General features: G+C 63.7%; 19 protein-coding genes. 9 read left to right on the forward strand and 10 right to left on the reverse strand.

The features are described from left to right. Positions 1 to 29: 29 nt before the first annotated feature. The 3 genes from V6657_RS25590 (at position 30) to prfH (ending at position 2,260) form a co-directional block, all read left to right on the forward strand. A complete protein-coding gene (locus V6657_RS25590; RefSeq protein WP_021193910.1) occupies positions 30 to 236 on the forward strand; it encodes a DUF2783 domain-containing protein in 207 nt (68 codons plus the stop codon). A gap of 261 nt (positions 237 to 497) precedes the next feature. Further along, entirely contained in the window at positions 498 to 1,628 is a 1,131-nt protein-coding gene (locus V6657_RS25595) for an RNA ligase RtcB family protein (protein WP_048932136.1), read from the forward strand. Further along, positions 1,628 to 2,260 carry a peptide chain release factor H gene (gene prfH, locus V6657_RS25600; protein WP_048932161.1) on the forward strand — a complete coding sequence of 211 codons (633 nt, stop codon included), beginning with the start codon at positions 1,628 to 1,630 and terminating at the stop codon, positions 2,258 to 2,260. Before V6657_RS25595 ends, prfH begins: the two co-directional genes overlap by 1 nt. Here the strand turns inward: prfH and V6657_RS25605 are convergent. Beyond that, entirely contained in the window at positions 2,257 to 3,309 is a 1,053-nt protein-coding gene (locus V6657_RS25605; protein ID WP_048932137.1) for an aldo/keto reductase, read from the reverse strand. The two genes, prfH and V6657_RS25605, sit on opposite strands and share 4 nt — an antisense overlap. Before the next feature lie 319 nt (positions 3,310 to 3,628). Between V6657_RS25605 and V6657_RS25610 the strand changes: the two genes are divergently transcribed. Then, entirely contained in the window at positions 3,629 to 4,888 is a 1,260-nt protein-coding gene (locus V6657_RS25610; RefSeq protein WP_048932138.1) for a glutamate carboxypeptidase, read from the forward strand. 68 nt (positions 4,889 to 4,956) lie between these two features. Here the strand turns inward: V6657_RS25610 and V6657_RS25615 are convergent, their stop codons facing one another. Further along, a complete protein-coding gene (locus tag V6657_RS25615) occupies positions 4,957 to 6,378 on the reverse strand; it encodes an amidase (RefSeq protein ID WP_048932162.1) in 1,422 nt (473 codons plus the stop codon). 341 nt (positions 6,379 to 6,719) lie between these two features. Continuing rightward, the gene (locus V6657_RS25620; protein WP_048932139.1) at positions 6,720 to 7,637 is read right to left on the reverse strand and encodes a LysR family transcriptional regulator; all 918 of its coding nucleotides are present in this window, start codon (positions 7,635 to 7,637) and stop codon (positions 6,720 to 6,722) included. 149 nt (positions 7,638 to 7,786) lie between these two features. On the opposite strand from V6657_RS25620, the gene V6657_RS25625 reads away from it, so the two are divergent. The 3 genes from V6657_RS25625 (at position 7,787) to fahA (ending at position 12,155) form a co-directional block, all read left to right on the forward strand. Further along, positions 7,787 to 9,163, forward strand: coding sequence for an MFS transporter (locus V6657_RS25625; protein ID WP_048932140.1), 1,377 nt, complete (start codon positions 7,787 to 7,789; stop codon positions 9,161 to 9,163). Between the two features lie 57 nt (positions 9,164 to 9,220). After that, positions 9,221 to 10,567, forward strand: a complete 1,347-nt coding sequence (gene hmgA / locus V6657_RS25630; RefSeq protein WP_048932141.1) for a homogentisate 1,2-dioxygenase — start codon at positions 9,221 to 9,223, stop codon at positions 10,565 to 10,567. A gap of 316 nt (positions 10,568 to 10,883) precedes the next feature. Then, positions 10,884 to 12,155 (forward strand): fumarylacetoacetase, encoded by a 1,272-nt coding sequence (fahA, locus tag V6657_RS25635; RefSeq protein WP_137884557.1) that lies wholly within the window; start codon positions 10,884 to 10,886, stop codon positions 12,153 to 12,155. A gap of 44 nt (positions 12,156 to 12,199) precedes the next feature. Here fahA and V6657_RS25640 read toward each other — a convergent pair whose 3' ends face one another. Together V6657_RS25640 and V6657_RS25645 are read right to left on the reverse strand one after the other, a co-directional pair. Continuing rightward, entirely contained in the window at positions 12,200 to 12,838 is a 639-nt protein-coding gene (locus V6657_RS25640; protein ID WP_137884558.1) for an FMN-binding negative transcriptional regulator, read from the reverse strand. 105 nt (positions 12,839 to 12,943) lie between these two features. Then, positions 12,944 to 14,101, reverse strand: a complete 1,158-nt coding sequence (locus V6657_RS25645; RefSeq protein ID WP_137884559.1) for an acyl-CoA dehydrogenase family protein — start codon at positions 14,099 to 14,101, stop codon at positions 12,944 to 12,946. A gap of 125 nt (positions 14,102 to 14,226) precedes the next feature. On the opposite strand from V6657_RS25645, the gene V6657_RS25650 reads away from it, so the two are divergent. Next, positions 14,227 to 15,147, forward strand: coding sequence for a LysR family transcriptional regulator (locus V6657_RS25650; RefSeq protein WP_137884560.1), 921 nt, complete (start codon positions 14,227 to 14,229; stop codon positions 15,145 to 15,147). On the opposite strand, the gene V6657_RS25655 is transcribed toward V6657_RS25650, so the two are convergent. Beyond that, the gene (locus tag V6657_RS25655) at positions 15,148 to 16,065 is read right to left on the reverse strand and encodes a LysR family transcriptional regulator (protein WP_137884561.1); all 918 of its coding nucleotides are present in this window, start codon (positions 16,063 to 16,065) and stop codon (positions 15,148 to 15,150) included. A gap of 130 nt (positions 16,066 to 16,195) precedes the next feature. Here V6657_RS25655 and metE point away from each other — a divergent pair, with 130 nt between their 5' ends. Beyond that, positions 16,196 to 18,517, forward strand: coding sequence for a 5-methyltetrahydropteroyltriglutamate--homocysteine S-methyltransferase (gene metE, locus V6657_RS25660; RefSeq protein WP_137884562.1), 2,322 nt, complete (start codon positions 16,196 to 16,198; stop codon positions 18,515 to 18,517). A 73-nt stretch (positions 18,518 to 18,590) separates the two neighbouring features. Here the strand turns inward: metE and V6657_RS25665 are convergent, their stop codons facing one another. The 4 genes from V6657_RS25665 to V6657_RS25680 form a co-directional block, all read right to left on the reverse strand. Further along, positions 18,591 to 19,253 carry a DUF799 domain-containing protein gene (locus V6657_RS25665; RefSeq protein ID WP_048936145.1) on the reverse strand — a complete coding sequence of 221 codons (663 nt, stop codon included), beginning with the start codon at positions 19,251 to 19,253 and terminating at the stop codon, positions 18,591 to 18,593. Beyond that, on the reverse strand, positions 19,253 to 19,618 hold the full coding sequence (locus V6657_RS25670) for a DUF4810 domain-containing protein (RefSeq protein WP_048936144.1): 366 nt from the start codon (positions 19,616 to 19,618) through the stop codon (positions 19,253 to 19,255). Before V6657_RS25670 ends, V6657_RS25665 begins: the two co-directional genes overlap by 1 nt. Positions 19,619 to 19,667: 49 nt before the next feature. Continuing rightward, the gene (locus V6657_RS25675; protein WP_171017930.1) at positions 19,668 to 20,351 is read right to left on the reverse strand and encodes a CsgG/HfaB family protein; all 684 of its coding nucleotides are present in this window, start codon (positions 20,349 to 20,351) and stop codon (positions 19,668 to 19,670) included. 411 nt (positions 20,352 to 20,762) lie between these two features. Next, complete coding sequence (locus V6657_RS25680) at positions 20,763 to 21,539, reverse strand: crotonase/enoyl-CoA hydratase family protein (RefSeq protein WP_137884563.1); 777 nt, start codon at positions 21,537 to 21,539, stop codon at positions 20,763 to 20,765. Between the last annotated feature and the right edge of the window lie 13 nt (positions 21,540 to 21,552).

A 21,552-nucleotide genomic window follows, 5' to 3' on the forward strand; every position in this document is an offset into this window, starting at 1 on the left:
CCCAGCGCCTGAGCGCAACGCCGACCACCATGCCGCTGAACACTCAACCCAACCTGCCCCGCCCCGACGACTTCTACGAGGCGTTGATCGACACGCACCGCAACCTGAGCGACGAGCAAAGCGCGATGCTCAACGCGCAGCTCATCCTGCTGCTCGCCAACCATATCGGCGACATGGCGGTGCTGCGCGAGGCGTTGGCGGCGGCGCGGCTGGCATTGCCCGCAACCACCGCGTAAGCGCCATCGCGTTTCAACAATCCAACACTCGCACGGCATCGCACTTGCGACTGCGCAAAGTGCGGTGCTAGTATCCGCTCCGCTTACCGATCAACCAATTTGCACAGGAGGAAAAAATCATGCGTCACCTTGCTTTCCCCTTTGCAGGCCCTTGCCTGGGTTGATCGAATCTCTCGCGCTGTAGCTCACAGCGTCTTCGCATTGCCCAGGGCCTCGGCCTGCCACATCAGACGTTTTTTTCAGACCTGATATGGAATATTCATGGGCAACTGCATCTTGCATTTGTTCGATGGCGGCACCCTGATCGCCTCGGACGACACCTGGATCGAAGGCGATGCGATCCGACAACTTCAAACCACCAAAGCACTCGACGGCATGCGCCATGTGGCTGGCATGCCCGACCTGCATCCGGGCCGCGGCTACCCCGTGGGCGCGGCGTTCTTCTCGGTCGGCCGCCTGTATCCGGCGCTGATCGGCGGTGACATCGGCTGCGGCATGACGCTATGGGCCACCGACCTCGATGCCAACAAGGTCAGCCTGGACAAGCTCGACAAGCGACTTGGCAACATCGATACGCCGCTCGACGAAAGCTGGCGTGAACGGGTAGCGGCATTGGCTCCCGCGGGCACTGGCTTTGACGCCGCACTGGGCACCATTGGTGGCGGCAATCACTTTGCTGAACTGCTGCGCGTCGACACCATTTACGACGAAGCGGCCGGTATTTCGCTGAACCCGCGTCAGCTTCTGCTGCTGGCACACAGCGGCTCGCGCGGGCTGGGCCAGGCGATTCTGGAAGAACAGGTTCGTGCGCATGGCCACAGCGGGCTGTCGCAGGATGACCCGGCGTGCGCAGCCTACCTGGAACGCCACGACACGGCGCTGCACTTTGCCAAGGCCAACCGCGAACTGATCGCGCGCCGCATGCTGGACCGCCTGCACGCGCAGGGCAAACCGCTGCTCGATGTGCATCACAACTTTGTCGCACCGGCCATGGTCCATGGTGAACGTGGCTGGCTGCATCGCAAGGGCGCCACGCGGTCGGATGCGGGTGTGGTCGTCATCCCCGGTTCGCGCGGAGACTACAGCTATCTGGTCGCCCCGCTGCCGAGCGAGCATGGTTTGTTCTCGCTCGCGCACGGCGCGGGCCGCAAGTGGATGCGCAGCGACTGCAAGGATCGCCTCGTGCGCCGCTTCACGCCAGCGCAACTGAACCGGACCAAGCTCGGGGGCCACGTCATCTGCGAAGACAAGCAGTTGATCTATGAAGAGGCACCCGAAGCCTACAAGTCGATCGACAGCGTGATTGCTCCGCTGGTGGACGCTGGCCTGGTGAAGGTGCTCGCGCGCCTGCGCCCGGTGCTGACCTACAAGACGCGTGGGGAGTGCTGCTGATGGTGTTGCTGCAATTCTCTTCTGCGCAGGGGCCGGCGGAATGCGAACTGGCGGTGGCGAAAGCACTGATGCGCCTGCAGCGCGAATCCGCAGACGCAGGCGTTCAACTCGAACTGGTGGAACAGGAGGACGGCGAACGTGCCGGCACGCTGCGTTCTGCGCTGGTCAGCCTGGAGGGCGATGCTGAAGACGTCGTGGCGCGCGCATGGGAGGGCACGATCCAATGGACGTGCCCCAGCCCTTATCGCACAAACGGCCCACGGCACGCACGCAAGAACTGGTTCTTCGGTGTGGCGCGCTGTGAGGCGCCGTCTGAAACGCTACCCGGCGAGATCCGCTTTGAGACCACGCGCTCGTCCGCCCCGGGCGGACAGCACGTGAACAAGACTGAATCGGCCGTGCGGGCAACGCATATCGCCACGGGCATCAGCGTGAAGGTGCAAACCGAGCGCAGCCAGCACGCCAACAAGCGGCTGGCCGTGCTGCTGCTCGCCCACAAGCTGGCCGACCATGATGCAGCGACGCAGGCTGCGCAACGTGCGGACCGGCGCGCGCTCCATCACCAGGTGGAGCGCGGCAACCCGCGCCGTGTGTTCAAGGGCGAACGGTTCGAGCCGGCGTCCGGTGGTTAACGCCCGGCCTGCCGTGTTCCGGCAAGCTGGCCGCGCCGGTATTCACCCTGGCGCTCCAGCATCCAGCCGGGGTATTCGGCCGGGAGCTTGCTCAGATCATCGAGCTGCGCCAGTTCTTGCGCCGTCAACTCGACCTGGGTGGCGGCGATGTTGTCATCAAGCTGCTCGACCTTCTTGGCGCCGACAATCACGCTGGTCACCACGCGCTGGTGCAGCAACCAGGCCAGCGCAATCTGCGCGACCGACACGCCGCGCGCATCAGCCATGACACGCATGGCATCGATGCAGGTATAGGCGCGCTCGCGGTCCACCGGTGGGAAATCGAACGTCGTGCGGCGGCTGCCCTGCTCGCCCTGTTGCTCGCGGGTGTACTTGCCGCTGAGCAAGCCACCGGCCAATGGGCTCCACACCATCAGGCCCAGGCCTTCGCTCTGCAGCATCGGCACCAGTTCGCGCTCCAGGTCACGACCGGCAATGGTGTAGTACGCCTGCAGGCTTTCAAAGCGCGCGCAACCCAGGCGTTCTGCAATGCCCAGCGCCTTGACGATCTGCCAGGCCGCCCAGTTCGATACGCCAACGTAGCGGACATGCCCCTGCCGCACCAGTGTGTCGAGCGCCCGCACGGTTTCTTCAATGGGCGTGGCTGGGTCAAAGCCGTGGATCTGATACAGGTCGATATGGTCGAGCTGCAAACGCGCCAGGCTTGCCTTCACCCCATCCATGATGTGATAGCGCGAGGCGCCACGCGCGTTCGCCCCTTCTCCGGTCTGGCCAAACACCTTGGTGGCGACCACCACACTGTCGCGCGACACCTTCAGGTTCTTGAGTGCCTGTCCAGTGATCTGCTCCGACACGCCATTCGAGTACACATCTGCCGTATCGATGAAGTTGATCCCGGCCTCAAGCGAGCGGCCGATCAGCCGTTCAGCATCGGCTTGCTGCAAATCCCCGATGTGCTGCCAGATACCGTCATTGCCGCCAAACGTCATCGTCCCCAGGCACAGTTCCGATACGAACAGGCCTGTCCGTCCCAACATGTTGTAGCGCATGTGATCCACTCCGGTACATGGTGATTGAATGCCGAGCACAGGCTCGCGCATTGGAAACAGCGCAGAGGATAGGACGGATTGGTCAACCGTGCAGGGCACATCATCCTGGTAGGTTTTGGGGGGCTCGCCGCGCGATGCTTGCAAACCAACGCGTGGCGGCGAGTCGTGCTCTGTAAGTACCCGATCGGAAAGCTTGACGCTCCAACAAGCGCCCCTCCAGCACACCTTGTGAAAACCCAGTGCGATAATTCCTCGCGATTGTTGATCGGCGCGATGCGCACCCATTTCACAATCGCCCCCTCCATCAGAACAAACAGCGATGAAAAAGAGACAACTGATGTCACTGGCTGCGGCATTGGCCTGCGCCACCTCCACCACCGCATTCGCACAGCCCGCACAGGCGGCCAACGCCGACAGCGCCTTGCTCCAAGCCGCGCAACAGCGCAAGGATGCCTTCGTCAAAGACTTGGCCACGCTGGTCAATATCGACACGGGCACTGACGATGCCAATGGGCTGGCCAAAGTCGAGGCGATCCTCGCACAACGCCTGAAAGACCTCGGCGCCAGCGTCGAAGTCGTCGCCGCGCCGCCGGCCGCAGGCAAGGCTGTGATTGGCAAGCTGCAAGGCACCGGCACGCAGAACATCATGTTGATGATTCACTACGACACCGTCTTCGGCGTCGGCGAGGCCGCCAAGCGCCCGTTCAAGATCGCCGGCAACAAGGCCACCGGCCCCGGCGTGGCCGACGCCAAAGGCGGCGCGCTGATGATCCTCTACGCGCTGGAGATCGCCCGCGAGCGCAGCTTCAAGGACTACAAAACGCTGACCGTACTGTTCAACCCCGATGAGGAAAAAAGCTCGCTCGGCTCACGCAGCCTGATCACCAAGCTGTCAGCTGATCAGGATTACGTGCTGGTGTATGAACCGCCCGAGGCCGATGTGGTGACAGTGGCCACCAACGGCATCGCCTATGTGCATCTGGACGTCAAGGGCCGTGCATCGCATGCGGGCTCGGCGCCGGAAGCCGGTCGCAATGCTGCGTTGGAGCTGTCCAATCAGATCGTTCAACTCAAGGATCTGGGTGACCCGGCCAAGGGCACCACGGTCAACTGGACGGTGGTGCGCTCGGGCGATCGCGTCAACATCATCCCCGAGGCAGCCTCCGCCACCGCTGACATGCGCATGGCCGACGTGGCCGAGGTGCAGCGCGTGCAGGTCGACGCCGACAAGATCATCCAGAAAAAGCTGATTGCCGACACCGAGGTCAAGGTCAAGGTGGAGAACCGCCGCCCGCCGTTCAGCCGGAATGCCGACAGCGACCGCTTGGCCGCTGCTGCCGACGGCATCTACAAGGAGCTGGGCAAGTCGATCAAGCCGGTGGCCATGCGCTACGGCACCGATGCCGGCTTCGCCTACCACCCCAACACCGGCAAGCCGGTCGTGCTGGACGGCATGGGCATCGTTGGCGACCGGCTGCACTCGTCAGACGAATGGGCCGACCTCGACAGCGTGGTGCCGCGACTGTACCTCACGGTGCGCATGATGGAGGTGATGGGCAAGGGCAAGCCCAGCAACTGATGCGTCTGGCGTGTCATCCCGTTTTGCATCGAGATGACACGCCATCAGATCAGGCCAACGGTTGGCGATCACGCACCCAGCAGCGCCGGCGGACGGCGTTGCACCCACTGCGTCGCCTGCTCATACGCGTAGGCAAGTTGCAGCACAGCCAGATCCGCCTGACGCTTGCCGATGATCTGCACCCCCATTGGCAACCCTTGCGCGCCAAAACCCACCGGAACACTCATCGCGGGGCTGCCCGACAACGACACCGGCGTAACCACCTCCATCCAGCGGTGGTACGTGTCCATGGTCTTTCCTGCAATGCTCGCCGGCCAGTGTGTCTTGGCATCGAATGGGAAGACCTGCGCGGTCGGCAGCAGAAGAAAATCGTAGCGCGTGAACAGCGCGTTGATGGCGTTGTACCAGGCACTGCGGTCGGCCGATGCCCTAAAGTAATCCTGCGCGCTCAGGTTCAGGCCGCCTTCGATCTCCCAGATCAGCTCCGGCTTCATCAGTGCGCGTTTGGCCGGGTCCTTGTACGCCTCGCCCTTGCTGGCGGCCACCGAGGCGTGACGCATCGTCAGCCAGGTTTGCCACAGGCGTTGCGGCGAGAAATTCAGGTCCGTGTCCTCGACCCGGCACCCGATGGCCTCGAAGCTTTTCAGCGACTGGCGGCACAAGTCCAACACCCCCGCCTCCATCGGCAGGTAGCCATTGAGATCACCCAGCCAGCCCACACGCGTGCCACGGAAGTCACGCTTGAGTGGCCCCGCAAAACGGGTCGGGTCCTGCTGAATCGACAGGGGTGCCCTGGGGTCATAGCCGGCCTGCGTGGACAGCAGCGTCGCAAGATCGGTCACCGTGCGGCCCATCGCGCCGTTGGTGCTCAACTCCCCGAGAAACAGTTCGTCGGAAGGCCCGGACGGCACGCAACCTGCAGAAGGGCGGAAACCGTAGACGTTGTTGAATGCGGCCGGATTGCGCAATGACCCCATCATGTCGCTGCCGTCGGCCACCGGCACCAGATGCAGGGCCAGCGACACGGCAGCGCCACCACTGCTCCCGCCGGCAATGCGGGATTGGTCGTAGGCATTGAGCGTGGTGCCATAGACCGGGTTATACGTGTTCGACCCCAGGCCAAACTCGGGCGTATTCGTCTTGCCGATCAGGATGGCGCCCTGGCGTTTGATGCGCTCGACGAAGATGTCGTCATGCTTGGGAACGTTGTCCTTGTACAGCGGCGAGCCGTAGGTGGTCTTGATGCCCGTTGTGGCCGCAAGGTCCTTCACGGCATGCGGCATGCCATGCATCCAGCCCCGGTATTCACCGCGTGCAAGCTCGCTGTCACGCGCGTCGGCCTGCTTAAGCAAGGCATCGCCATCCTGCAGCGCGAAGATCGCATTGACCTTGGGATTGACGCGTTCGATGTGTGCCAGATACGCCGCCATCGTTTCGCGGCAGGACACCTTGCGCGCCTTGATTGCAGAGGAAAGCGTCACGGCATCCATCGAAACAATGTCCGACGACACGTTGCCAGCAGGCGTTGCCTGCGCCGTGGCGGCACCAGCATTGGCTGCCGCTGCGATGCCAGGCACGCTGCCGAATACGGCGGCACCCAGCATCGCCCCCGAAAACGACCTGCCCTTGACGAGAAAACGACGGCGCTCTTCCGAGCATTCCTGCCCTTGCATCTCTGCTGTCATGCTGTCTCCATGGTTGATATGTGATCGGGCGTCACTTTGCTGGAGCCCATGCTAGGGCCCGCTGTTCCCCGCTTCAATCAACCTGGGCAGCCATTCATTACTTCGAGAGTAAACGTCCTGCCAACGTTAGGAGCGCAGCAAACACGCTACCCCGCCACCTCCGCAAACCGCTGCGCAACCAGATTGCGCAACCACTGGTTGCCAGCATCCTGATGGAAGCGCCGGTGCCAAAACACATTGGTTTGCAGCGCCGGCAGCTTCAGCGGCGGCGTCACAAACTCCAGCCCGAACGGGGGCGCCGCGCGCTCGGCCAATTTGCGCGGCACCGTCACCACCAGATCTGTAGTGCTGACGATGTACGGCACCGCCACAAAGTGCGGCACCGAAAAGCGCGCCGACTGCGTGATCCCCGCCTTGTCCAGCAGCGGCCCGATGGCGTTGTACGGGCTGGCCGAACTCGCCACCACCAAGTGCGACGTCGTGCGAAAGCGCTCCAGCGTCAACTCGCCCGCCCCCAATGGATGGCCGCGCCGGAACATCGTCACGTAGTCCTGCTGGAACAGGCGACGCTGGAACACGCTCTCGCCCGACAGATCATCGAACGCGCCGATGGCCATGTCGATCGCACCCGCCTCCATCTCCGCCTTCATGTCGAAGCCGCCGGCGCGCAGGGTGTCGATGCGCACACCGGGCGCCTGCTCGGCACACAGCTGCGCCAGCACGGGCATGAAATACACCTCGCCGACGTCGCTCATGGCAATGGTAAAGGTGCGCGTGGAGCTGGCCGCCTCAAAGTGCGTGCGCTGGCCCAGTGCCCGCTGCAAGGTGTCCAGCGCCGTGGCCACCGGCTCGGCCAGTTGCTCGGCAAGTGCGGTTGGCATCATGCCGCGCGGCGTGCGCACGAACAGCTCGTCGTCGAAGGTCTGCCGCAGGCGGGCCAGGGCATTGCTCACCGCCGGCTGCGATAGGCCGAGCCGGTCCGCCGCCACAGAAATGCGCTTCTCACGCAGGATTTCCTGAAAGACCACCAGCAGGTTCAGGTCCACATCGCGCAGGTTGAGCATCCGAGGCCCCAATATTCATAGTATCAATAGAATGCATTCTCGCATTGATATTCCAAATTTTCATGCAATCCGGACAATACGCGCATACCTAAAAAGAACCAGAACGACAGAGCGGCCAAAGCACATCCTGCCGCCACCGGAGACCACCCATGCGCCCAGCCCCCTCGCCTGCTGCCCCCATTGACCTTGCGCGCCTGATCGACCAGGGCAAGGTCGGCGGCTTCCAGATATTGCTGCTCGCCATCTGCGGGCTGTGCCTGATCATCGACGGCTTTGACGTGCAGGCCATGGGCTACGTGGCGCCGGCCATCATCAATGATTGGGGCATCACCAAGGCGAGCCTCGGGCCAGTCTTCGGCGCGGGGCTGTTCGGCATGCTGGTTGGCTCGCTCGTGTTTGGTGTGCTGGGTGACCGCTTCGGGCGGCGGCCGGTGCTGATCGTTGCCACGTTCTTCTTTGCGGCTTGCATGCTGGCCACCACGCAGGTGCAGACAGTACAAGCACTGCTAGTGCTGCGCTTCATCACCGGTCTGGGGCTGGGCTGCATCATGCCCAACGCGATGGCGCTGGCGGGTGAATTCAGCCCGGCGCGCTCGCGTGTGACGTGGATGATGCTGGTGTCGTGCGGCTTTACCGTAGGCGCGGCGCTAGGCGGGTTCGTGAGCGCGGCGCTGCTGTCGCGCTTTGGCTGGCAGTCGGTGTTTCTGGTGGGCGGTCTGGTGCCGCTCGTCATCGGGCTGATGATGGTGCTGTGGCTGCCGGAGTCGCTCCAGTACCTCGTGCTGAAGGGTGACTCGCAAACGCGCCATCAACGCCTCGCGCGCTGGCTGGGCAAGCTCGCGCCGCAACTGCAGGTGGATGCGCAGACGCAGTTCGTGGTGCCCGAGGCGCCGGCGCGCGGCATGCCCGTCTCCGCCCTGTTCACCGAGGGCCGCGCCAAGGTCACGCTGGTGCTGTGGGTCATCAACTTCATGAACCTGATCGACCTGTATTTCCTGTCGAACTGGCTGCCGACGCTGATTCGTGATGCGGGCTATCCGACGGACACGTCCGTGCTGGTGGCGACCGCGCTGCAGGTGGGCGGTGTGATCGGCACGCTCACGTTGGGCCGGCTGATCGACCGCCTGGGTTTTGTGCGCGTGCTGGCCGTGTGTTTCTTGATCGCCTGCGCCACCGTCGCGGTGATCGGCCATGTGGCGGCGGCACTGCCGATGCTGGTGGCGGTGGTGTTCGTGGCGGGCTTTTGCATCGTCGGCGGACAACCGGCCGTGAATGCACTGGCCGCCACGTACTACCCGACCACGCTGCGTGCCACCGGTATCGGCTGGAGCCTGGGCGTGGGCCGTATCGGCTCGGTCATCGGCCCGGTGATTGGCGGACAACTGATTGCCATGCAGTGGAGCAGCCCCGCGCTGTTTTCCGCTGCGGCGGTGCCGGCACTTGTGTCGTTCGGCATGGTGCTGGCGCTCACGCTGGCTGCCCGTGGCCCCGACGCCGCACGCTTTGCCGCACGCAAGCCCGCCTGATGGCGCTGTAACGACTACGCTTTCTTTTGACGCATCCCTCCAACTGAGGACTTCACCATGAACATGCTCGCCCCGACGGCCAAGAACGCATTCACCCCCGCGTCGCTGGACCGCCCCGCTTACCAAAGCGGCTTCGGCAACGAGTTCGCCACCGAAGCCCTGCCCGGCGCGCTGCCGCACGGCCAGAACTCGCCACAGAAGGCGCCGTATGGCCTGTATGCGGAACAGATCTCCGGCACGGCCTTTACCGCGCCGCGTGCGCACAACCGCCGCTCGTGGCTGTACCGCATCCGCCCGGGTGCCGTACATCTGCCGTTCGAAGCCATTGCTCAAACGCGCTTCCACAGCAACTTCAACGAGGTCCCGCCCTCGCCCAATCAACTGCGCTGGGACCCGCTGCCCGCACCGGCTGCCGGCACGGATTTCGTTGACGGCATCGTCACCTTTGCCGGCAATGGCGGCCCCGACGCGCAAACCGGCTGCGGCATCCACCTGTACGCCGCCAACGCGGACATGACTGACCGCTTCTTCTACAACGCCGACGGCGAATTGCTGATCGTGCCGCAGCAAGGCCGCCTGCGCCTGCTGACGGAGATGGGCGTGGTCGATGTCGAGCCGCTGGAGATTGCCGTCGTCCCGCGCGGCGTGCGCTTCCGCGTCGAGTTGCCGGATGGCGAAGCCCGCGGCTACATCTGCGAGAACTTCGGCGCGCTCTTCCGCCTGCCTGATCTGGGCGTGATCGGCTCGAACGGCCTGGCCAACCCGCGCGACTTCCTCACGCCGCACGCCTGGTACGAAGACCGCGAAGGCGACTTTGAACTCGTTGCCAAATTCCAGGGCAGCCTGTGGACCGCCAAGATCGGCCACTCGCCGCTGGACGTGGTGGCCTGGCACGGCAACTTTGCGCCATACAAGTACGACCTGCGCCTGTTCAACACCATCGGCTCGATCAGCTATGACCACCCGGACCCGTCGATCTTCCTGGTGCTGCAGAGCCCGTCCGCCACGCCGGGCGTGGACACCATCGACTTCGTGATCTTCCCGCCGCGCTGGCTGGCCGCCGAAAACACGTTCCGGCCGCCCTGGTTCCACCGCAACGTCGCCAGCGAGTTCATGGGCCTGATTCAAGGCGTGTACGACGCCAAGGCCGAAGGCTTCGTGCCCGGCGGCGCCAGCCTGCACAACTGCATGAGCGGCCACGGCCCCGACGCAGAAACCTTCGAGAAAGCCAGTAACGGTGACACCAGCAAGCCCCACAAGGTAGACGCGACGATGGCCTTCATGTTCGAAACGCCCGCCGTGATTCGCCCGACGCGTTTCGCAGCGGAATCCGCACAACTGCAAGCCAAGTACTTCGAGTGCTGGCAGGGCTTGAAGAAGCATTTCGACCCAACCAAGCGTTAAGCGCCCACGATCCACCGCATTCGCTTTGGCGCCAAGGCAAGCACCCAGAAGGTGTGGCCGTTGATGCCCTAGATGGCGCCTTGAATTTCTGTTGCAGAGAGGAAAAAGGAAGGGGAACTGTCTGAGCGCAGCGAGTTTTCCCCTTCCCCTCTCTGCGACATAAATTCAAGGGGAAGTCGCCATCTCGGGCGCGCCTTTCTTTGCTTACTTTCTTTGGCAAGACCAAGAAAGTGAGTCGGCCCCGGCAGGGGACGAAACAGTGGACGCACCGATAGCGTCAACACACAACCGACAACAAACAAACCACTGCCCCATCATGACCAAACGCCAACTCAGCTGGCTGGAATCGGCCAACACGCCCGACACGCACTTTCCGCTGGAAAACCTGCCGTTCGGCATCTTCTCCACCAAAGAGAACCCTTCACCGCGCGCAGGCGTGGCCCTGGGCGACCAGGTGATCGACCTCGGCGCGCTGGATGACGCCGGCCTACTGCCAGCTTCCACACGAGGCACCTTCCGCACCGGCAAACTCAACACCTTCATCGCCCTAGGCAAGCCCGTGTGGGCAGAAACCCGCAAGAAGCTGCAAGCGCTATTCAGCGTGAATGACACCCACGTGCGAGACAACGCCACGCTGCACGCCCGCGCGCTGGTGCCGCAATCCCACGCCGTGATGCACCTGCCGATCGACATCCCCGGCTACACGGATTTCTATTCCTCCAAGGAACACGCCACCAACGTCGGCCGCATGTTCCGCGACCCGGAAAACGCGCTGCTGCCCAACTGGCTGGAAATCCCCATCGGCTACAACGGCCGCGCCAGTTCGGTAGTGGTAAGCGGCACGCCGCTGCACCGCCCGATGGGCCAGATCAAGCTGCCAGATCAACCGCGCCCGATCTTCAGCGCCTGCCGCAAGCTGGATTACGAGCTGGAAATGGCCTTCGTGGTGGGCAAGCCAAGCGCGCTGGGCGAGCCGGTTTCCGTCGATGCTGCACCGGACCACATGTTCGGCGTCGTGCTGCTCAACGACTGGAGCGCGCGAGACATCCAGCAATGGGAATACGTGCCGCTGGGCCCGTTCAACTCAAAGGGGTTCGGCACGTCGATCTCGCCATGGATCGTGACGATGGAAGCGCTGGAGCCGTTCCGCGTGGCCAACCCGGCGCAGTCGCCCGAGCCGCTGGAGTACCTGCGCCAGAGCCAGCCGAACGCCTACGACATCGCGCTCGAAACTGCCCTGCGTCCGCACGGTGGCCAGCGCACCACCATCGCCCGCACGAACTTCCGCGCGATGTACTGGACGATGGCGCAGCAGCTTGCGCACCACACGGTGTCCGGTTGCAACGTGCGCGTGGGCGATCTGATGGGCTCCGGCACCATCAGCGGCACCACGCCCGATTCGTACGGCAGCCTGCTGGAGCTGACCGTCAACGGCAAGCAGCCGCTTGACCTGGGCAACGGTGCCACGCGTGCGTTCCTGGAAGACGGCGACGAAGTCATCATGACCGGCTGGTGCCAGGGCGATGGCTATCGTGTGGGCTTTGGTGAAGTGCGCGGCGAAATCCTGCCGGCGCGCAGCGGAAAGTAATACCGCCAGGGCAACGGATTAAGCGTCCGTCGCCCGACGCCTTCTTACTCCGCCTTGTTCGCCGCGCAGGCCAGCATGGCGTCGCTGATCACACGCTCGCCGTTGGTCTTGAGCGCCTCGCCAGCGCCGACGATGTCCCGCCTCTCCTTGTTCTGGCTCAGTTTGAGCTTGCCTTCGATGCGCGTGATCTCGATCTCGATGCCGACGATCATCTTGAGCAGCGCGTCGGTGTAGTCGGCCGGGGCATCGGACATCTTCCACGGCGTGGGCTGCGATGCTTCGTGCGTGCGCGTCAGGCGCGCCACCACGCCGCGTACGAAGCGCTCATCGTCACGCACCGTGATGCGGCCATGCGCATGTGCCACGCGGTAGTTCCACGTCGGCACCTGCTTGTGGGCTTCATGCTTGCTCGGGTACCACGTCGGCGAGATATACGCATCGCCCGCGCGGAAAATGACCATCACCTCATCGCCGTCGGCCACGTCCTGCCAGACCGGGTTGGCGCGCGCCACGTGGGCGTGCAGCGTGCCCAGCTTGCCCTCTTCGGGCAGCAACAGAAACGGAATGTGGTTCGCGTCGAGCCCGTTCTTGCCATGCGTGACCAGCGAGCCGAACGGGTTCTGCGCAATCAGGTCGTGCAATGCCTCGGTGCGCGATTCTTCAAAGTGGGCGGGAACGTACATGGCAACTCCGGCAACAGCCGTACAAATCAAGTAGGAACCTGCCCATTCTGAACCAAAGCGTGGCTCCAATACAGAGCCAGCTTTGGGACCATTCCTGGAGCCAGCTCAGTCGCGCAACAGGTTCTTGGCGATGATGAGCTGTTGAATCTGCGTCGTGCCTTCGTACAGGCGCAGCAGGCGCACGTCTCGGTAGAATCGCTCGGCCTTGTATTCGGCGATGTAGCCTGCGCCGCCGTGGATCTGCACAGCACGGTCCGCCACACGCCCCACCATTTCCGTACAGAACATCTTGGTGCACGAAGCCAGCATGCTGACTTCATGATCCTGCTTGCCGACGGGCTTGGCGTCGTAGCGGCGGGCGCAGTCGCGCACCATCGACATGCCGGCATACAGCTCGGCCTGGCTATCGGCCAACATGGCCTGGATCAGTTGAAAGTCTGCGATCGGTTGGCCGAACTGCTTGCGTTCCTTGGCGTAGGCCACGGCATCCGTGATGAGCCGATGCGCCATTCCGCATGCGAGCGATGAGATATGCAGGCGGCCCCGGTCCAACACCTTCATCGCCGTCTTGAAGCCCTGCCCCGCCACACCACCGATGATGTTCGCCGCCGGCACCCGCACGTTGTCGAGCATCACATCACACGTCTTGGTGCCACGCTGGCCCATCTTCTTGTCCGGCTTGCCAAGCGTGATGCCCGGCGTATCGGCCGGCACGATGAACGCCGAGATACCGCCTGCACCCTCACCACCCGTGCGCGCCATCAGCGTGAAGGCACCAGCACGCGGTGCGTTGGTGATGAAGCGCTTGGTGCCGTTGATAACGTAGTGGTCGCCATCCAGCGTGGCACGGGTCTGCAGTGATGCGGCATCCGATCCGGCGCCCGGTTCCGTCAGCGCGAACGAGATGATCAGCTCGCCGCTGGCAATGCGCGGCAGGTAGTCGGCCTTCTGCGCATCGGTGCCGTCCATCAGGATGCCCTGCGAACCGATGCCGACGTTGGTGCCAAACACCGAGCGGAACGCCAGCGCCGTGTGGCCCAGGTCGTACCCCACCTCGCATTCCTGCGCCATCGACAGGCCAATGCCGCCGTGCTCTTCCGGAATCGACAGGCCGAACAGGCCCATCTCCTTCATGTCGGCGACGATGTCGGCCGGCACATCGTCCTCGTCTTCGAGGATGTTTTCCGCCGGCACGAGCCGTTCCTGAATGAAGCGCTGCACCGATTGCTGCAGCAGGCCGAAGGATTCGTCGTCGAGTGCCATGTCGCTAGGCTCCTGTTGAATATTCCGGAAGATGGTACCCGGTTGGTGCGTTTTGACAATCAGGCCTCACATCAACAGAATGTCGAATCTACTTCACCAATATGGCCCACCGGGATGGATCCGATATGGACCTGAATGCACTCAAGCTGTTCGTGGAAATTGTCGATGCGGGCAACCTGTCGGCGGCGGCGCGCAAGCTGCAGACCACGCGCTCGAACGTCAGCCACCGGCTCAAGGCGTTCGAGCGCGCGCTGGGCGTGCAACTGCTGCGCCGGACCACCCGCCGCGTGGAGCCGACCGAAGTCGGCGCCGGCATCTACGAGCATGGGCGCAGCATATTGCGGGAGATGGCGGCGGCCGATGCGTTGGTCTCGTCGCTGGGCAAATCGCTGCAAGGGAGCGTGCGGCTGTCGGTGCCGACAGGGCTTGGGCATCTGCTGGTATCGCGGCTGCTGGTGGCATTCAAGCGCGCGTATCCGGACATCCGGCTGGATGTGCGCTTCGACAACCGCGTGTCGGACCTGATTGGCGAAGACGTGGATGTGGCGCTGCGCATCGTGTCGAACCCGCCTGAATCGCTGGTCGCCACGCTGCTCGCTGAGGTGGACTGGGTGCTGTGCGCCGCGCCGGATTACCTGGCCGTGCATGGCACGCCGAAGACGCTTGATGCGCTGGCCAAACACGCCATTGTCAGTGCACCGGCGGTTGGGCAGCCGCTGCGGCTATCCGCGCAACTGGGCGATGAGCGGACGCACGTGACGCTCGACCCCGGCGTTTCGTCCGACAACTATCTGTTCCTGCAAGCGTCCGTACGTGCCGGCAATGGGCTGGGCATCCTGCCCTACTACGCCGCCGCCGATGATCTGCGCGAAGGCCACGTCAAGCGCGTGCTGCCGGGGTATCGGTTCAGTGTGTTCGGCAGCCGGCTTTACATGCTTGCCATGCCGAGCCGGTATCGAACATTGGCGACGCGGTCTCTGCTGGATTTCCTGAAAGACGGCCTGCAGAACAAGCTGCCACGCCTGCCCCAGAAAACACGCACCTGACTAAGCGTCCAACGGCATCAACCCCGGCAACTGCGCAAAGCAAATCGACTTGGCCGTCTCAATAAAGTCCTGCGCAAACGGCGCCTGCGCATAGTCGCGCGTCATGGCGGCATAAAGGTCACTCCACACGCCCTCCTTGCCGACGCGCTTGGCGACCACGTATTCGTAGTCCACGTAGTTCTTGATGCCCCAGCTCGGCAGCGCGGCCAGCCCGCGGCGGCTGGCGACAAGCTGCAGCACGGCAATGGTCAGCTCGGCCGTGCGGCGGTTGAATACGATGCCAGCAGGCGTCAGCACCTGCCGGATCAGGTCGATGCGCTCTTCTGGCACGGGGTACGTGATGAGCGTTTGGTCAGTAAAGTCCTTCGCCTCCAGCCATTTCTTGTTGCACAGCGGATGATCCACCGGCAGCACGGCCAGGATTTCGAAGCGGAACAGCGGCGCGAATACCACACCCCGGCGCATCTTGGCGTCGGAGCCGATGATGACGTCGGCACGGCCATCCTTGAGCAGCGCGAGCGGATCGGTATGAAAGCCGGAGACGAGGTCCATCTCCACCTCGGGCCAGCGCTGGCGGAAGGCGTCCATCACCGGCATCAGCCAATCGAAGCAGGTATGGCACTCCAGCGCAATGCGCAGCGTACCGGCAGCACGGCCCTTGATGCGTTCCAGGTCGCGCTCGGCGCTCTGGATGTCGGCGACCACCTTCTGAGCGAGTTCGAGCAAGCGTTCGCCGGCTTCGCTCAATTCCACGGTCTGCCCCTTGCGGCGCACGACGGCCAGCCCGTAGTGCGATTCCAGCGCACGCAGCTGGTGCGAGAGTGCCGATTGCGTCAAGTGCAGCCGCTCGGCGGCACGCGATACCGAGCCGCCATCGGCTAGGGCAATCAGGGTACGTAGATGACGGATTTCCAGCATGGCCGCGCAATTCCCAAAACATGAATTTCATTCAACGAATACGAAAATAATATCATTTGATTCATGCGATGTCGTCGCCCATCATCGCAGAACTCGAAAATCGACCTGCATATTGGCACCCGCATCTCCTATGACGACCATCCATACCCTCGGCTACCCGCGCATCGGCGCACAGCGTGAGTTGAAGTTCGCACTCGAATCATTCTGGAAAGGCGCCTCTGCGGAAGGCGACCTGCGCGCCACCGGCCGCGCATTGCGCGAGCGCCACTGGGCAGCCCAGCGCGACGCCGGGCTGAATTTCGTGACCGTGGGCGATTTCGCCTGGTACGACCAAATGCTGCAGACGGCCGCCCTGCTGGGCGCCGTTCCCACGCGCTTTGGCTTTGACGCCGCACACCTGACGCTGGCGCAATCGTTCGTGCTCGCACGCGGCAACGCCGACCACGCCGCCATGGAAATGACCAAGTGGTTCGACACCAACTACCACTACCTCGTGCCGGAACTCACGCCCGACCTGCAGTTCGGGCCCGGCGCCGAATGGCTCTTTGACGAGGTGCGCGAGGCGCAGGCGGCAGGCCACCGCGTGAAGGTGGCACTGATCGGGCCGGTCACGTTCCTGCATCTGTCCAAGGCGCGCAACGGCCTGACAGATAAGCTCGCGCTGCTGCCGCAGGTGCTGCAGGCCTATGCTGCCGTGCTGCAGCGCCTGGCCGCGCTGAATGTGGCGTGGGTGCAGATCGACGAACCTGCATTGGTGCTGGACCTGCCGCAACCGTGGGTGGATGCGTTCGGCCCAGCTTACCAAGCTCTGCAAGCGGCCAATGGCCCCAAGCTGCTGCTTACGACGTATTTTGAGGCCGCCGCGCATCACGCGGCGCTCATCCGGTCGCTGCCGGTGGCAGGGGTGCACCTGGATCTCGTGCGTGCGCCGGAGCAACTCGCCGCCTTTGCACCGTGGCCAGCGGACAAGGTGCTCTCCATCGGCGTGATCGATGGCCGCAACATCTGGCGTACGGACCTGGCGCGCGTGCTGGAACGCGTGGCGCCGCTGGCCGAAGCCTTTGGCGAACGCCTGTGGATTGCGCCGAGCTGCTCGCTGCTGCACGTGCCGGTGGACCTGTCCGCAGAAACCCGGCTCGATGACGAACTCCAGGGCTGGTTGGCCTTCGCGCGCCAAAAGCTGGACGAACTGGCTGTGATCAAGCTTGCGCTGGTCGAAGGCCAAGCTGCCGTGCAAGGTGCGCTCGATAACAACCGCGCCGCCATCGCCGCGCGCACACAATCGCGCCGCGTGCACAACCACAGTGTCAAACGGCGCGTGGCCGCCATCCGCGCAGAAGATGCCGAGCGTGCTGCGCCCTACCCCACGCGCGCCGAAGCGCAGCAAGCGCGCCTGAACCTGCCGTTGCTGCCGACCACCACCATCGGGTCGTTCCCGCAGACGGCCGAGATCCGCCAGACGCGTGCACGCCACAAGCGTGGCGACCTGCCTGCGCTGGACTACCTGGAGCGCATGCGCGCCGAGATCACCAACGTGGTACGCCGCCAGGAGGCCCTGGGACTGGACATGCTCGTGCATGGTGAAGCCGAGCGCAATGACATGGTCGAGTACTTCGGCGAGTTGTTGTGGGGCTACGCCTTTACCGCCAACGGCTGGGTGCAGAGCTACGGCTCGCGCTGCGTGAAGCCGCCCGTCATCTACGGCGATGTGTACCGCCCCGAGCCGATGACGGTGGAGTGGTCCAAGTACGCGCAGAGCCTGACCACCAAGCCGATGAAGGGCATGCTGACGGGTCCGGTGACGATGTTGCAATGGTCCTTCGTGCGCGACGACCAGCCGCGTGAGCAAACCGCACTGCAGATCGCCCTGGCCTTGCGCGACGAGGTATGCGATCTGGAAGCGGCCGGCATTGCCGCCATCCAGATCGACGAACCGGCGTTCCGTGAAGGCCTGCCGCTGCGTGCAGCCGATGTCCCTGGGTATCTGGAATGGGCGGCGCGGGTGTTCCGCGTATCGGCCTCGGGCGTGCGCAACGACACGCAGATCCACACGCACATGTGCTATTCGGAGTTCAACGACGTCCTACCGGCCATCGCGTCGATGGATGCCGACGTGATTACCATCGAGACTTCGCGCTCGAACATGGAACTGCTGGATGCGTTTGGAGAATTTGCCTACCCGAACGAGATCGGCCCAGGTGTGTACGACATCCACTCGCCGCGCGTGCCGCGTGTAGAAGAGATGGAAGCGCTGCTCGACAAGGCCGCACAGGTGGTGCCGGTGCAACGCCTGTGGGTGAACCCAGATTGCGGCCTGAAGACGCGTGGCTGGCCGGAAGTGGAAGCGGCGCTGCAAGGCATGGTGGAGGCCACGCGCCGCCTGCGTGCCAAGCACGCCAAGGCGCTGCATGCAGGTAGCAAGGCTGCGCAGACTGAAGCGGCTACGGCTTAAGCAGCGCCAACACCAAAGAAAAACGCCAACCGACGCGAGCCGATTGGCGTTTTTTCTTGTCGTAAGCAGCAGCTTAGTCCGTACCGTACTTCGGCGAGCGCGGGCCATACAGCAGGCCGCCCGGTTGCCCGGCAGACAGCAGACGCGCGCTGGTCGTGCCGGCCACCTTGTAGCCCTGGTCGCTCAGATTGGCGATGATCTGGTTGACCGCCGCCGACACCAGCATGCCGATCAGGCCGCCACCGGAGTTGTTACCGCCTTCGTTGCTCGACGCGCTGGCGTGGCCTGTCCAGAGGGTCTGACCGCTCTTCAGGTCCAGCAGCTTGGCGTCGGCCGACACCACAGTGGCGCTGCTGACCACCCTGTATTTGCTGCCGTACTGCGTGACGGTGATGTACAGCGCAGCGTCCGCACCGAAGATGTCGTGCAGCTTGGCCGCCGGCACACCGTGAATGTCGCCGGCCGTGTTCAGGCCGTTCTGGCGAAAGGTCTCGTCAACCAACGCAACGGGCAACACGTAGTAGCCAGCCTCGGCCAGCGGTACCGTTACTTGCGACAGCATGCCGTAGGTGGCGCCCACGTCCGGCGATTCATTCAGCGGCGGCAGCACCACGATCGAACGCGGCTTGCTGGCCTTGAAGGCCGAGTAGTCGATGTTCTTGGTCGGTGCGGCACAGCCGGCCATCAGGGCAACCACGCCGGCGGCAGCGGCCAGTTTCAGAAAGCGCTTGGCCATCAGTTGGTCCCCTTCTTCACGTTCTTCATCAGGAAGTCGATGTACGTTGCCGACTCTGGAAACAGCGTCTTCTCGGTATTGAACTCCTGGACCATCTGGTCATCCTTGCCAAGACCGGCGTACAGCATCCCCAGTTGGGCGTGATAGCCCGGCGGCACGGCGCCGTTGTCCGACTTGATCTTCTGCAGGCCGCGTTCAAGCTCGGCCACCTGGGCTTCCTTCGCTTCGCCCTTGAAGTACTGGTACACCTGCGGTTGGTAGCCTTCCCACTGGTACAGCGGCTTCGGGCCGGCGCAACCGGCCAGCAATGCACTCCCGACGGCCGCACCGGCCGCCACACGCCACATGGCAAACAACTTGCTCATGACTCTTGTTACCCCTTATTTCCCGTTTTTGTTTTAACTGCGTGTGCGCTTATTGCGCGCCCGGCTTCCAGGCACCGCCTTCGATGCCGGCCACCAGGTTGTTCACGGCTTCACGCATGGCCAGGTCCAGCACCTTGCCGTTGAGCGTGGAGTCGTAGCTGGCGGTGCCGCCAAAGCCGATCACTTCACGGTTCGACAGCTTGTATTCACCAGCACCGCCCACCGAGTACACGACTTCCGAGGTCGAGATGTTGACCACGTTCAGCGCGACCTTGGCGTAGGCCACCTGCTCCTTGCCGCGGCCGAGGATACCGAAGAGTTGCTGGTCGCCGGTTTCCTTGCGGCCGAACTCGGTCACGTCGCCGGTGATCACGTAGTCGGCGCCCTTGAGCTTCTGTGCCGTGTTCTTGATGGCAGCTTCCTGCTTGATCTCGGCCATGTTGTCGCGATCGAGCACGTTGAAGCGGTTGGTCTGCTGCAGATGCGTAATCAGGATGGTCTTGGCCTGACCACCCAGGCGGTCCACGCCATCCGAGAACACACCGCGCATGTAGGCCGAACGGTTATCGAACTTGCCCACGGCAATCGGGGTGCGTACGCCCGCGTACGGACGGCTTGCCGATTCCACCTTCGCTACCGGCAGCGCCTGCGACGTCTCCGCCGCGCAACCGCCGAGCATGCCCAATGCCAGCGCCGCTGCGCCGGCAAACACCACTTTCGAGATAGTCTTCACTCGATCTCTCCTGTAAAAGCAATTTAAATCAGATTTCTGAAGATCTAATATCAACAGAATAAGAGCCGCCGTGCCGGCACGCGCGTTCCGCGTGCAGCAGACCAGTGAACAAGGAGGAAGAACCGGCTGACGCCGCCTGAACCGAGCGGCCGATGGTGACGGGCATTCACCTGCAAACGCCCAGACTGCAAGGCATGCCAGCACTGCCCGGCGAAACCGGACTTGCGGCATACCACTCCCCAAACACCCCTGACTGACTGCTTTTATTGTATTGACACGGCATTCGCTTTACTTGCGAACGGCGAATTGTACTGCCAATCAACGCGCTGCCAGCCCGTTAGAAGGGGGGATAAAGCCATTCCCCCAACTTTCGGGTTGACATTTAAAAACCTCGGAACGCTTGAAAGCAGATCAGGCAGATTGCCCGTGCCGCCCCGCGCCGGCAGCAAATCGTGCCGCGCCTGCCGTGCCTTCGGCAAACACCATTGGCGTGCCATGCGCGCCCTCCTGGCACAGTGCCTCCGCCAGCGGCAGATCCCACTGCGCGTAAGCCGATGCCCGATCGGCCAGCATGCATTGCTGTGGAAACGCGGCAACCTCGCGGGCAAGCTGCTGTGCCGCAGACAACGATTCACCGGGCGCAACCACGCGGCTGGCAAGGCCCATCGCGAGCGCCTCTTCGGCGTGTACAGCGCGGCCGGTCAGGATCATGTCCAGCGCCCGCCCCATGCCAACGATGCGCGGCAGACGCACCGTACCGCCATCGATAAGCGGCACCCCCCAGCGGCGGCAGAACACGCCGAACACGGCATCGCGCTCGACCACACGCAGGTCGGCCAGCAAAGCCAGTTCCAGCCCGCCCGCCACGGCATAGCCGCTCACCGCTGCGATGAGCGGCTTTGACAACGCCATGCGTGACGGCCCCATCGGCCCAGGCGCCCCGCCATTGGGGTCAAGGTGATTGCGTCGCGCCGGATCGCCCACCGCGGTGAGATCGGCACCCGCACAGAAATGCCCGCCCGTGCCGCCAAGCACCGCAACGCGCAGCGCATCATCGGCTTCAAAGTGCTCGAACGCGGCGAGTAGCGCAGCCGCGGTCGGCCCATCCACTGCATTGCGGCACTCGGGCCGGTTGAGCAGGATCGTGCAGACTGGGCCATCGGTCTGAAACAGCACAGCATCAGGCATGGGCGGTCTCCGC

The organism is Ralstonia sp. RRA, from assembly GCF_037023145.1.
Taxonomy (GTDB): domain Bacteria; phylum Pseudomonadota; class Gammaproteobacteria; order Burkholderiales; family Burkholderiaceae; genus Ralstonia.